10 protein-coding genes are annotated in these 13,631 nt (G+C 57.4%); 9 read left to right on the top strand and 1 reads right to left on the bottom strand.

Translation table 11 applies throughout. The annotated features are described in order from the left end of the window. The first annotated feature begins 2 nt into the window (after positions 1 to 2). The 8 genes from rnhB to ispD all read left to right on the top strand — a co-directional run bounded on the left by rnhB (position 3) and on the right by ispD (position 11,418). Positions 3 to 626 (top strand): ribonuclease HII, encoded by a 624-nt coding sequence (rnhB, locus tag WG29040_RS08490; protein ID WP_003440459.1) that lies wholly within the window; start codon positions 3 to 5, stop codon positions 624 to 626. 78 nt (positions 627 to 704) lie between these two features. Further along, positions 705 to 4,226: a DNA polymerase III subunit alpha gene (gene dnaE / locus WG29040_RS08485; RefSeq protein WP_003440462.1), complete on the top strand. Its 3,522-nt coding sequence runs from the start codon at positions 705 to 707 to the stop codon at positions 4,224 to 4,226. A 184-nt stretch (positions 4,227 to 4,410) separates the two neighbouring features. After that, positions 4,411 to 5,358: an acetyl-CoA carboxylase carboxyltransferase subunit alpha gene (locus WG29040_RS08480; RefSeq protein ID WP_003440465.1), complete on the top strand. Its 948-nt coding sequence runs from the start codon at positions 4,411 to 4,413 to the stop codon at positions 5,356 to 5,358. 78 nt (positions 5,359 to 5,436) lie between these two features. Continuing rightward, entirely contained in the window at positions 5,437 to 6,753 is a 1,317-nt protein-coding gene (tilS, locus tag WG29040_RS08475) for a tRNA lysidine(34) synthetase TilS (protein ID WP_127196009.1), read from the top strand. A gap of 272 nt (positions 6,754 to 7,025) precedes the next feature. Further along, on the top strand, positions 7,026 to 8,657 hold the full coding sequence (locus tag WG29040_RS08470) for a CTP synthase (protein ID WP_003440470.1): 1,632 nt from the start codon (positions 7,026 to 7,028) through the stop codon (positions 8,655 to 8,657). A gap of 328 nt (positions 8,658 to 8,985) precedes the next feature. Continuing rightward, on the top strand, positions 8,986 to 10,275 hold the full coding sequence (gene eno, locus WG29040_RS08465; protein WP_003440481.1) for a phosphopyruvate hydratase: 1,290 nt from the start codon (positions 8,986 to 8,988) through the stop codon (positions 10,273 to 10,275). A 163-nt stretch (positions 10,276 to 10,438) separates the two neighbouring features. Continuing rightward, the gene (gene ftsB, locus WG29040_RS08460) at positions 10,439 to 10,717 is read left to right on the top strand and encodes a cell division protein FtsB (RefSeq protein WP_003440483.1); all 279 of its coding nucleotides are present in this window, start codon (positions 10,439 to 10,441) and stop codon (positions 10,715 to 10,717) included. Further along, entirely contained in the window at positions 10,714 to 11,418 is a 705-nt protein-coding gene (gene ispD / locus WG29040_RS08455; RefSeq protein WP_003440486.1) for a 2-C-methyl-D-erythritol 4-phosphate cytidylyltransferase, read from the top strand. Before ftsB ends, ispD begins: the two co-directional genes overlap by 4 nt. Positions 11,419 to 11,497: 79 nt before the next feature. Here ispD and WG29040_RS08450 read toward each other — a convergent pair whose 3' ends face one another. Beyond that, the gene (locus WG29040_RS08450) at positions 11,498 to 12,394 is read right to left on the bottom strand and encodes a LysR substrate-binding domain-containing protein (protein WP_003440489.1); all 897 of its coding nucleotides are present in this window, start codon (positions 12,392 to 12,394) and stop codon (positions 11,498 to 11,500) included. A gap of 108 nt (positions 12,395 to 12,502) precedes the next feature. On the opposite strand from WG29040_RS08450, the gene WG29040_RS08445 reads away from it, so the two are divergent. Further along, positions 12,503 to 13,615: an S-(hydroxymethyl)glutathione dehydrogenase/class III alcohol dehydrogenase gene (locus tag WG29040_RS08445; RefSeq protein ID WP_010655958.1), complete on the top strand. Its 1,113-nt coding sequence runs from the start codon at positions 12,503 to 12,505 to the stop codon at positions 13,613 to 13,615. Positions 13,616 to 13,631: the final 16 nt, after the last annotated feature.

Genomic DNA, 13,631 nt, shown 5'->3' with positions numbered 1-13,631 from the left:
CCATGCAAATCGGGCTGGACTTCAATCTGGTCGATCTGGCCGAAGACCTTGTGGCCGGAGTCGATGAGGTGGGCCGCGGGCCGTTGTGCGGCGCGGTAGTGACCGCAGCGGTAATTCTTGACCCTGCGCGTCCCATCGCCGGGCTCAATGATTCGAAAAAGCTCACCGAAGCGCGGCGTGAAAAGCTTTACGACGAAATCTGCGAAAAAGCCCTGAGCTGGTGTATTGCCCGGGCCGAAGTTGAAGAAATCGACGAGCTGAATATTTTGCACGCCACCATGCTGGCCATGCAGCGGGCTGTCGAAGGCCTGAGCATTACCCCCAAGCTGGCCATGATCGATGGCAACCGCTGCCCTAAACTGGCGATGCCGGCTGAGGCCGTGGTTAAAGGCGACAGCAAGGTTCCGGCGATTGCAGCGGCTTCGATTCTGGCCAAGGTCAGTCGTGACCGGGAGATGGCCGCCTTTGAGTTGATCTATCCCGGCTATGGCATCGGCGGACACAAGGGTTATCCGACCCCGGTACACCTCGAGGCGCTCGAACGCCTTGGTCCCACACCGATACACCGGCGTTCGTTTGGTCCGGTGCGTCGGGCCTGGGAAGCCCGCGAGGCGACCGAGATTTAGCCCCAAGGCTGATGTTTTTGCCAAGGCCCGGTACAATCCGGGCCTTGTTGTTTCTCAAAGCTTAAAGACAGGATCACCATGCCGGCTTCATTCGTTCACCTGCGCCTGCACACTGAATACTCCCTGGTCGATGGCCTGGTGCGGATCAAACCGCTGATCAAAACCCTGGCCGGGATGAATATGCCCGCCGTGGCGGTGACCGACCAGAACAACATGTGTTCTTTGGTCAAATTCTATAAAGCGGCCATGGGCGGCGGGATCAAGCCGATTTGCGGGGCTGACCTGTGGTTGTCGAACAAAGACCCGGAAAACCCGGTGAGTCGCCTTAGCCTGTTGGCGATGAATGGCGTCGGCTACCGCAATCTGACTGAACTGATCTCCCGTGGCTTTATTGATGGCCAGCGTAACGGCCAGGTCATTATCGAGCGCGAATGGGTAGCCGAGGCTGCGGAAGGCCTGATCATGCTTTCGTCAGCCAAGGAGGGTGAAATCGGCATCGCGCTGATCAGTGGCAACACTGAAGAGGCCGAGGTTCTGGCCCGCGAATGGATGACCGTATTCCCTGACCGGTTCTATCTCGAGGTTCAACGCACCAAACGTCCCAATGACGAAGAGCACCTGCATGCAGCGGTAGCGCTGGCAGAGACAGTCGGCGCGCCACTGGTGGCGACCAACGATGTGCGCTTCATCAGGCAAGAAGACTTCGAAGCCCACGAAACCCGTGTCTGCATCGGTGAAGGCCGGGCGCTGGACGACCCGCGTCGCTCGAAAAACTACAGCGACCAGCAGTACCTGAAAAGCGCCGAAGAAATGGCCGAGCTGTTCAGTGATTTGCCAGAGGCGCTGGTGAACTCGGTTGAAATCGCCAAGCGCTGCAACATCGAAGTAAAACTGGGCAAACACTTTTTGCCCAACTTCCCGATTCCCGATGGCATGACCATCGATGAGTATTTCCGCAAGGTGTCCTTTGACGGTCTGGAAGATCGCCTCAGCGTTCTGCTGCCTAAAGACACCACCGAAGACTATGACGCCAGGCGCCAGGTGTATGTCGACCGGCTGAATTTCGAGCTGGATATCATCATCCAGATGGGGTTCCCCGGTTACTTCCTGATCGTAATGGACTTTATCCAGTGGGCTAAAAGCAACGGCGTACCCGTTGGTCCGGGTCGAGGGTCGGGTGCCGGGTCACTGGTGGCCTATGTGCAGAAGATCACCGACCTTGATCCGCTGGAATACGACCTGCTGTTTGAACGATTCCTTAACCCGGAACGGGTATCGATGCCCGACTTCGACGTCGACTTCTGCATGGATGGTCGAGACCGGGTCATTGAGTATGTAGCCGAAAAGTATGGTCGCAACGCGGTAAGCCAGATCATTACCTTTGGTTCGATGGCTGCCAAGGCGGTAATCCGTGACGTGGCCCGGGTCCAGGGCAAGTCCTACGGCCTGGCGGACCGTCTGTCGAAGATGATTCCGTTCGAAGTCGGCATGACCCTGGAAAAAGCCTACGAGCAGGAAGAAATCCTGCGCGACTTCATCAAGGTCGATGAAGAAGCGGCCGAGATCTGGGACATGGCCCGCAAGCTCGAGGGCGTAGTCCGTAACGTTGGCAAGCACGCGGGTGGCGTTGTAATCGCGCCGACCAAACTTACCGACTTTTCGCCGATTTACTGCGACGAAGAGGGCGGCGGCCTGGTAACCCAGTTCGACAAGGACGACGTTGAGTCGGCCGGTCTGGTGAAGTTCGACTTCCTGGGGCTACGGACCCTGACAGTCATCGACTGGGCGCTGAAAACCATCAACCGTGATCGCGCCAAGGTAGACGAGCCGCCTCTGGATATCGCTTTCATTCCGCTGGATGACAAGCCGACCTATCAGTTGCTGCAAAAGGCCGAAACCACTGCAGTGTTCCAGCTTGAGTCGCGGGGCATGAAGGAGCTGATCAAAAAGCTCAAGCCCGACTGCCTGGAAGACTTGATCGCACTGGTGGCCCTGTTCCGTCCGGGGCCGCTGCAGTCAGGCATGGTTGATGACTTTATCAACCGTAAACACGGTCGTGCCGAACTGGCGTACCCGCACTCGGACTACCAGTACGAAGGGCTCAAGCCGGTATTGGCCCCGACATACGGCATCATTCTGTATCAAGAACAGGTGATGCAGATTGCCCAGGTCATGGCCGGCTACACCCTGGGTGGTGCCGACATGTTGCGCCGGGCCATGGGCAAGAAAAAGCCCGAAGAAATGGCCAAGCAGCGCGGCGGCTTTATCGAGGGTTGTGCCAACAACAATATCGATGGCGACCTTGCCGGTAACATTTTCGACCTGGTAGAGAAATTTGCCGGTTATGGCTTTAACAAATCCCACTCTGCCGCCTACGGTCTGGTGTCGTACCAGACGGCATGGCTGAAAACCCATTACCCGGCGCCGTTCATGGCTGCGGTACTGTCGGCGGATATGCACAACACCGACAAGGTCGTGACCTTGATCGAAGAAATTCGCACCATGAAGCTGCGTCTCGACGCGCCGGATGTGAATGCTTCGGAGTTCAAGTTCACGGTTAACGATGAAGGGCGGATCATTTACGGTCTGGGTGCGATCAAGGGCGTAGGCGAGGGGCCAGTAGAGGCCATCACCGAAGCTCGCCAGGACGGTCCGTTCACCGATTTGTTCGATTTCTGCGCCCGGGTCGACCTCAAACGCATCAACAAGCGAACCCTGGATGGTCTGATCCGTAGCGGTGCGCTGGACCGTCTGGGGCCGTTTTTCCATGATGAACCCAAGGCCTGGCAGGCGAGTATCGACCAGAATCGCGCGGTATTGCTGGCTGCGATGGAAGAGGCGATCAAGGCTGCCGAACAAACCGCCCGCACCCACGACAGCGGGCACGCCGATCTGTTTGGCGGCCTGTTTGTCGAGGCGGATGCCGACGTCTACGCCAATCACCGCAAGGCCAAGGAACTGACGCTCAAAGAGCGTTTGAAGGGCGAAAAAGACACCCTGGGCCTGTACCTGACCGGCCATCCGATTGACGAGTATGAAGGCGAGATCCGCCGTTTTGCCCGTCAGCGGATCATTGATCTCAAGCCGGCCCGGGATACTCAAACGGTCGCCGGCATGATCATCGCTTTGCGGGTCATGAAGAACAAAAAAGGCGACAAGATGGGCTTCATCACCCTCGACGACCGGTCGGGACGGATTGAAGCCTCGCTGTTTGCCGAGGCATTCCATTCGGCGCAATCGCTGTTGCAGACGGATGCGATGGTGGTGGTCGAAGGTGAGGTCAGCAATGACGACTTCTCCGGCGGCCTGCGCCTGCGGGTCAAGCGTGTGATGAGCATGGAAGACGCCCGAACCAGCCTGGCCGAAAGCCTGCGTCTGAAAGTTGTACAGTCCGCGCTCAAAGGTGATCAACTGCGCTGGCTGGGCGATTTGTTCAAGAAACACCGCGGCGCATGCCCGATCACCATGGAATACACCGGAGTGGGGGCCAAGGCGACGCTGCAGTTTGGCGAGACCTGGAGAATCGATCCGGCTGACAGCTTGATTCAAGCCTTGCGTGACCAGTTTGGGCGAGACAACGTCTTCCTCCAATACCGTTGACGGTCAGGGGTGCGAGAAGCGCCCTGACCTCGACCCGAATTTTTAATCTCGACCTGAGAGCGCCTGTCCCTTAAGGTAGGCGCGATACAGATCAACCGGCTGCCCCAGTTCGGTTAAAAGCACCAGCAAATGCTGGGTTTTAACTCTTCTGGCATGCTTTGCCGCCGACCCAAGACGGATGCTTATGAACCCGAATTTTCTTGATTTCGAACAGCCGATTGCTGACCTGCAAGCCAAAATCGAAGAGTTGCGCTTGGTTGGTAACGACAATTCGCTGAACATCAGCGATGAAATCTCTCGTCTGCAAGACAAAAGCAAAACGCTGACTGAAGATATTTTCGGCAAGCTGACCAGCTGGCAAATTGCCCGTCTGGCCCGTCACCCGCGCCGTCCTTACACCCTGGACTACATCGAGCACATCTTCACCGAGTTCGATGAGCTGCACGGCGACCGCCATTTCTCGGACGACGCTGCCATTGTTGGCGGTATTGCCCGTCTGGACGATCAGCCAGTCATGGTGATTGGTCACCAGAAGGGCCGTGAAGTGCGTGAAAAGGTACGCCGCAACTTCGGCATGCCGCGCCCGGAAGGCTACCGCAAGGCTTGCCGTCTGATGGAAATGGCCGAACGTTTCAAGATGCCGATCCTGACCTTCATCGACACCCCTGGCGCTTACCCGGGGATTGACGCTGAAGAGCGCAACCAGAGTGAAGCAATCGCCTGGAACCTGCGGGTGATGTCGCGCCTCAAAACCCCGATCATTGCCACTGTTATTGGTGAAGGTGGTTCGGGTGGTGCGCTGGCAATCGGCGTCTGCGATCAGTTGAACATGCTGCAGTACTCGACCTATGCGGTGATTTCGCCGGAAGGTTGTGCATCGATTCTGTGGAAAACCGCCGAAAAGGCGCCGGATGCTGCCGAAGCGATGGGCATTACTGCCGAGCGTTTGAAAGGTCTGGGTATTGTTGACAAGGTCATCACCGAGCCATTGGGTGGCGCGCACCGTGATCCGGTGGCGGCTTCCGCTTCGATTCGTGCCGAGCTTGCCTCCCAGCTGGACATGCTCAATAAACTCGATCACGAAGCGTTGCTCAAGCGTCGCTATGAGCGACTGATGAGCTACGGTCTCTGACAGGGGCATTGTAGGAGCCAGCTTGCGCGCGAGCTCTTCGTTGCTGCGTTGTAAGGCTAGCTCCTACAGGATTGTGCGATGTCCAACCTCTCAATCCTGCTTCTCAAAGCCCTCGAGCCCTGGCGCAATGCCAGGGCCTGGCATGTAGCGCTCTCCGGCGGTCTCGATTCGACCGTGTTGCTGCATGTTCTCGCTCAACTTCGTCAAACCAGTTCTCTGCCTCCTCTGAGCGCCATCCATGTCCATCATGGTCTTCAGGCTGCGGCAGACGCGTGGCCGGCCCACTGCCAGGCACTCTGTGATGCGCTGGGGGTGCCGCTGCAGGTTGTACATGTGCATGTGCAGGCCGGAGCAAGTCTTGAGCGTGCGGCCCGTGAGGCTCGCTATCAGGCGTTCGTGACGCTTACGCGAGCGCAAGAGGTGCTGCTCACCGGTCAGCATCGCGACGACCAGGCGGAAACCCTGCTGTTTCGTCTGCTGCGCGGGGCCGGAGTGAGCGGCCTGGCTGCGATGCCGCGTCAGCGTCGGCTGGGTGAAGGCAATTTATGTCGACCTTTGCTCGATGTGTCGCGCACCGACCTGGAGGCCTACGCGCGGGAACACAGCCTGAGCTGGATTGAAGATCCGTCCAATCAGCAGACCGACTTTTCGCGAAATTATTTGCGCCATGAGATTTTTCCGCTGCTGACCCGGCGCTGGCCGCAAGCAGCCGCCAGCATGGCGCGCAGTGCGGCCCACTGTGCCGAGGCGCAGGGCCTGCTCGATGACCTGGCCCGGCAGGACCTGCAAGCTGCGGGGGCGGTCAGCGAGTTCGACTGGCTCGGCTTGCCCTCGCTGGAGCTTGCGCCGATCACCTGCCTGTCACCGGCCCGGCAACGCAATGCGTTGCGTTACTGGCTGGCGGCGTTCAGTCAATTACCGGATACCGATCATTGGGCCGGTTGGGATGCCTTGCGCGATGCCCGGGGCGACGGGCAACCGCTCTGGAAACTTGCCGAAGGCGAGTTGCACCGTGCAGGCGGGAGGATCTGGTGGCTGGCCGGTGACTGGTTGCGCCAGCCGCCAGCTTCTGTGCAATGGCACAACCCGCATCAACCACTGATATTGCCCGGCAACGGCCAGTTACGTCTGTCGGGGGATATACCCGATGGCTCCGTGCAAGTGAGCTATCGTCAGGGGGGCGAGGTGATGACGGTGAAAAACCGTGGTCATCGTGACCTGAAGCGACTGCTCAACGAGCAGGGGTTGCCATTATTTGTCCGTGGCAGATTGCCGCTTCTGTATGTAAACGGGCAGTTATTGGCAGTGGCAAACCTCCCGGGACTGGACTGCGGCCCCTGTGGACGCTGGCAATTGCACTGGCTGCCAACTAAGAGCGATCAAGGTTTGAGCTGAAAGGGTGTTTCCGGTAGACTACGCTCCCTTCTTGATACAACTTCTGTAGATTCACCAGAATTGCAGATGTTGCCGATTACCAAGCAGTCTTTGCTGGGCGATTTTAAAAAAATGTGTGGCTTGTATCGAACCGTTGGTTTCCATCGGTCTGTTTCAACGCAGCAGTTTTTCGAAAGGTGCACTGTGACTAATGCTGGTGATTGGGGGCTTCGGCCTTCCTTCGCTTTCCCCGGCGGCTCTGACCGCTTTAACGCAGACTTCTAGGGTTTTTCATGACGCGCTACATCTTCGTCACGGGCGGTGTTGTTTCTTCATTGGGGAAAGGCATTGCCTCGGCTTCATTGGCAGCCATCCTGGAGGCGCGGGGACTTAAGGTCACCATGCTGAAGCTGGACCCCTACATCAACGTTGATCCGGGCACCATGAGCCCGTTCCAGCACGGTGAAGTGTTCGTCACACACGACGGCGCAGAGACCGACCTGGACTTGGGTCATTACGAGCGGTTTATCCGCACGACCATGACCCAGAACAACAACTTCACCACGGGCCGTGTCTACGAACACGTCCTGCGCAAGGAGCGCCGTGGTGATTACCTGGGTGCAACCATCCAGGTAATTCCGCACATCACCGACGAGATCAAGCGTCGAATCATCAAGGGCGCCGGCGATGCCGACGTAGCGATGGTTGAGATTGGCGGCACTGTGGGTGACATTGAGTCGCAACCGTTCCTCGAGGCAATCCGTCAGCTGCGCATCGAAGTAGGCGCCAAGCGCGCCATGCTGATGCACCTGACTCTGGTTCCGTATATCGCCACTGCTGGCGAAACGAAAACCAAACCAACGCAACACTCGGTTAAAGAATTACGTTCCATCGGCCTGCAGCCAGATGTTCTGATCTGCCGTTCCGATCACCATGTCGATATTTCCTCGCGTCGCAAAATCGCGTTGTTCACCAACGTTGAAGAGCGTGCGGTGATTTCGCTGGAAGACGCCGACACCATCTACCGTATCCCGGGCATGCTGCACGCTCAGGGTCTGGATGATTTTGTCGTTGAGCGTTTCGGTCTGGAATGCAACAGCGCCGACCTGTCCGAATGGGAACAAGTGGTCGACGCCAAGCTCAATCCTGAGCACGAAGTCACCATCGCCATGGTCGGCAAGTACATGGAACTGCTGGATGCGTACAAGTCGCTGATTGAAGCGATGAGCCACGCCGGTATTTCCAACCGTACCAAGGTCAACCTGCGTTATATCGATTCTGAAGATATCGAAAACAAAGGTACTGAACTGCTGGAAGGTGTCGATGCCATTCTGGTCCCGGGCGGCTTCGGTCTGCGCGGCGTAGAAGGCAAGATCACTGCGGTTCAATATGCTCGCGAAAACAAGGTGCCATACCTGGGTATCTGCCTGGGCATGCAAGTGGCGGTTATCGAGTTCGCACGTAACGTGCTGGGCTGGAAAGACGCCAACTCCACCGAGTTCGATCGCAACAGCGGCCACCCGGTTGTGGGCCTGATCACTGAGTGGGAAGACGCCACCGGTGCTGTTGAAACCCGTACCGAAACGTCGGATCTGGGCGGCACCATGCGTCTGGGTGCACAGGACTGCCAGCTTACCGCCGGCTCTCTGGTTCACGACTGCTATGCCAAGGACGTGATCGTTGAACGTCATCGCCATCGCTATGAAGTGAACAACAACCTGCTGCCTCAACTGATGGAAGCCGGCCTGAAAGTAACCGGTCGTTCCGGTGACGGCGCGCTGGTAGAAGTGGTTGAAGCACCGGATCATCCTTGGTTCGTTGCTTGCCAGTTCCACCCGGAGTTCACCTCCACGCCACGTGACGGTCATCCGTTGTTCACGGGTTTCGTCAAGGCTGCACTGGCTCAGCACGAAAAAAACGCTTAAGCAGCAGGGTGTAATGGAAAGTCCGCGCAGGTTCTGGCGGACTTTCCAGAAGATCACCCTGGTTTTTGCGTGCTACCGACTACCGACGACCACGTGTTTGCCTTGGCAGCCGCGGTCGCCGATGTCTGCGGCAGACACTTCTGTGAAGAGTTTTCCGACAATAGAAACCGCATCACCCTCGTTTCTCCGGTAAAGTACCGCACGATTTCTCGGACCCCTGGCTCCGAACCTTATCGTCCTCAAGGCTGCCTGCAGATTGGCCCTTGTCGATGATGACAAAATTTCCCTCAGCTGCGTCGTTTTCGTCAACTTTGGAGTGTTTACAACAATGGCAAAAATCGTCGACATCAAAGGTCGTGAAGTTCTCGACTCCCGTGGCAACCCCACCGTGGAAGCGGACGTGCTTCTCGACAACGGCATCATCGGCAGTGCTTGCGCGCCTTCCGGTGCTTCCACCGGTTCCCGTGAAGCGCTGGAACTGCGTGATGGCGACAAGAGCCGTTACCTGGGCAAAGGCGTTTTGAAAGCCGTTGCCAACATTAACGGCCCGATTCGCGATTTGCTGCTGGGTAAAGACCCGGTTGATCAAAAAGCGCTGGACCACGCGATGATTGCGCTGGACGGCACTGAAAACAAAGGTTCCCTGGGCGCTAACGCCATCCTCGCTGTATCCCTGGCAGCTGCCAAGGCTGCGGCTCAGGACCAGGACCTGCCGCTGTACGCACACATCGCCAACCTGAACGGCACCCCGGGTGTTTACTCGATGCCGGTACCGATGATGAACATCATCAACGGTGGCGAGCACGCAGATAACAACGTCGACATTCAAGAGTTCATGGTGCAGCCGGTTGGCGCCAAGACCTTTTCCGACGCGCTGCGCATGGGTACTGAAATCTTCCATCACCTTAAAGCTGTACTCAAGGCTCGTGGCCTGAGCACTGCAGTGGGCGATGAGGGTGGTTTCGCACCTGACCTGGCTTCCAACGAAGATGCACTGAAAGTGATCTCCGAAGCTGTCGCCAATGCCGGTTACACCCTGGGCACTGACGTGACCCTGGCTCTGGACTGTGCGGCCAGCGAATTCTACGAAGACGGCAAGTACAACCTGTCTGGCGAAGGCCAGGTGTTCAACTCCGAAGGTTTCGCCGAGTACCTCAAAGGTTTGACTCAGCGCTACCCGATCATCTCCATTGAAGATGGCCTGGACGAGTCTGACTGGGATGGCTGGAAAATCCTGACCGACAAAGTCGGTGAGAAAGTTCAGCTGGTAGGGGACGACCTGTTCGTAACCAACACCAAGATCCTGAAAGAAGGCATCGATAAGAAGATCGCCAACTCGATCCTGATCAAGTTCAACCAGATCGGCACCCTGACCGAAACCCTGGAAGCTATCCAGATGGCCAAGGCCGCTGGTTACACTGCAGTGATTTCGCACCGTTCCGGCGAAACCGAAGATTCCACCATTGCCGATCTGGCAGTGGGTACTTCGGCTGGCCAGATCAAGACCGGCTCTCTGTGCCGTTCGGATCGCGTGTCCAAGTACAACCAATTGCTGCGTATCGAAGAGCAATTGGGCGCAAAAGCCAAGTACAACGGTCGCAGCGAGTTTCGCGGCTAAGCAGTTGGTGGTAAAAAGACAGCAGGTTGTGTCGGAATTTTCGCTTAGACGAGTTTTTTGACACTAATCTGAATCTGTACAAGCCTGGGTTCTCCAGGCTTTGTACTATTGGTTGTTTACGTTTTTCGGCATGGCTGTCTTTTCACTGGATACCTGATATTCGATGCGCAGTCCTAATTGGTTGTTTCTCATCTTGCTCTTGCTGCTGGCTGGCCTACAGTATCGCCTGTGGGTGGGGAATGGCAGTTTGGCGCAGGTTACCGACCTGACCCAGCAAATCGCCGATCAGCATGCTGAAAACGAAGTATTGCTGGAGCGCAACCGTGTGCTGGATGCGGAAGTTCTGGAGTTGAAAAAAGGCATGGAGACCGTTGAAGAACGTGCTCGCCATGAGTTGGGCATGGTCAAGGAGGGCGAAACCCTCTACCAGTTGGCCCAATGAGTTCCCTGTCACCGGCCTTCTGGGCCGTGATTCCTGCCGCGGGCGTTGGTGCCCGTATGGCCGCGGACCGTCCCAAGCAGTATTTGCAGTTGGGCGGGCGCAGTATTCTGGAACACAGCCTCGGCTGTTTTCTTGACCATCCGGGCCTCAAGGGGCTGGTGGTCAGCATTGCTTCTGATGACCCTTTTTGGCCTTCCTTGCCCTGTGCCGCCGATCCACGGATCGCCCGGGTAGAGGGCGGGCGCGAGCGTGCCGATTCGGTGCTCAATGCGTTGCTGCATCTGCATGCACTGGGCGCGTCTGATGACGATTGGGTGTTGGTTCACGATGCCGCACGCCCGAACCTGTCCCGTGAAGATCTGGACAAATTGCTGCGCGAACTGGCCCTCGACCCGGTCGGTGGCTTGCTGGCGGTTCCTGCGCGGGACACGCTCAAGCGCGTCGACAAGCATGGCCGGGTGGTTGAAACCGTCGATCGCAGTCTGATCTGGCAGGCGTACACGCCGCAGATGTTCCGTCTGGGAGCATTGCACCGGGCCCTGGCTGATAGCCTGGTGGCAGATGCCAAAATCACTGATGAATCCTCAGCCATGGAGTGGGCGGGCCTCGCGCCGCGCCTGATCGAGGGTCGCTCGGACAACATCAAGGTGACCCGCCCCGAGGACCTCGAGTGGCTGCGGTTGCGCTGGGTCAATCGTTGATCCCTCTGTAGCAGCGAGCTTGCCTCGCGATCTTTTAAAAGATCAAAAGATGGCGAGGCAAGCTCGTTGCTACAGGTTTCTAACCCAAATACTCCTCACGCTTTGCCAATCCTTCCTTCAGATAGTCCACCAGCTTCCTGACCTTTGGCGACAAGTGCCGTTGCTGCGGATAGAGCGCCCAAACCGCGGTATTGGGTGGCTGATGAGTTTCTAGCAAAGACACCAGAGCCCCAGTCTTCAAATGCTCCAGCACGTAATAGTCCGGTAGCTGGCACAGCCCGACCCCCAGCAGGGCTGCATCCAGTACTGCCTGCCCGCTGTTGCAGCGCCAGTTGCCTTGCACCCGCTGCGAAAATTCGCGCCCGTCCTGCTGCAATTGCCATAGATCTGAGCTGCCAATCAAACAGTTGTGGCGGCTCAATTCCGACAGGCTATGGGGGCGGCCGTAATGTTCCAGGTATGACGGCGATGCACACAGATACATACGTCGTGGTGCCAGGCGGGTGGCCACCAGTCGTGAGTCCTGCAGCCGGCCCAGGCGGATGGCCAGATCAAGGCTCTCGTGCACCAGATCCAATGGACGATTGCTCAGTTCGATATCGACCCGTAACTGCGGGTATAACCCCATAAAACGTGTCACCAGCGGCACGATAAAGCGTTCGCCGTAGGCCACGGCGCAGGTCATTCGCAGCATGCCTTTGGGTTCGCTGGCCAGGTCGCCGACTGCACGCAGGGCTTCTTCGCGGCCGTCTTGCAAGCGCTGGCAGTGCTGTAAAAATGTCTGACCGGCCTCGGTCAGGGTTACCCGGCGCGTACTGCGATAAAACAGTCGGGTTTGCAGGCGTTCTTCGAGTCGGGCGACCTGACGGCTTATGTGCGATGACGACACGCCAAGGCGTTCTGCAGCAGCGGTGAATTGGCCGCATTCGGCCACCGCAACAAACTCATCAATGCCTTCCCAGCGGCTCTCATTCACAGTTGATTGTCCCTGTATGGCAATAATGTTTTGCTTTTGTCCGGATTATTAATCAGTCAGCGCTGATTTACACTCCTGGTCTTGTTTTAACTTTGCTGGAGTCGATTGATGATCAAGTCACGTGCTGCCGTAGCCTTCGAGGCCAAGAAACCGCTGGAAATCGTCGAAGTTGACGTTGCGATGCCCAAGGCGGGTGAAGTGTTGCTGCGGGTTGTGGCTTCGGGTGTATGCCATACCGATGCCTACACCTTGTCGGGGGCCGATCCGGAGGGCATCTTTCCGTCGATTTTGGGCCATGAAGGCGGCGCTGTAGTCGAGGCGATCGGCGAAGGTGTTACCTCTGTCGCAGTGGGCGATCACGTCATCCCGCTGTACACGCCGGAATGCCGCAAGTGTAAATTCTGCCTGTCAGGCAAAACCAACCTGTGTCAGGCGATTCGTGCCACCCAGGGTAAAGGCCTGATGCCGGACGGCACCACGCGCTTCTCCTACAAAGGGCAGCCAATTTTCCATTACATGGGCACCTCTACCTTTTCGGAATACACCGTGTTGCCGGAAATCTCGGTGGCCAAGATTCAAAAAGACGCACCGCTGGAGAAGGTCTGCCTGCTGGGTTGTGGTGTCACCACGGGTATTGGTGCCGTGATCAATACTGCCAAGGTCAAGCCGGGCGACACCGTAGCCATCTTCGGCCTGGGCGGCATTGGCCTTTCAGCGGTGATCGGCGCAGTAAAGGCCAAGGCCGCGCGGATCATTGCCATCGATATCAACCCGGGCAAGTTTGAAATCGCCAGGCAACTGGGCGCGACCGATTGCGTCAACCCGAAGGACTTTGATCGCCCGATTCAGGAAGTGATAGTCGACATGACTGACGGCGGCGTCGATTTTTCTTTCGAGTGCATCGGTAATGTGCAACTGATGCGTGCGGCACTGGAGTGCTGCCACAAAGGTTGGGGCGAGTCCGTCATCATCGGTGTCGCCGGTGCCGGTCAGGAAATTTCGACCCGTCCGTTCCAGTTGGTCACCGGCCGAGTCTGGCGTGGATCGGCCTTTGGTGGCGTGCGTGGGCGCACTGAGTTGCCAAGCTATGTCGACATGGCGCAAACCGGTGAAATCCCGCTGGACACTTTCATTACCCACACCATGGGCCTGGAAGACATCAACAAGGCTTTCGACCTGATGCACGAAGGCAAAAGCATTCGTACTGTAATCCACTTCTGACGAAGAGCTGCAAGCT

The sequence above is a fragment of the Pseudomonas sp. PAMC 29040 genome, from assembly GCF_003994535.1.
Lineage (GTDB): Bacteria > Pseudomonadota > Gammaproteobacteria > Pseudomonadales > Pseudomonadaceae > Aquipseudomonas > Aquipseudomonas paraversuta.
Note: the sequence above shows the minus strand (reverse complement) of the source record. Positions and strands in the feature narration are given on the sequence as shown.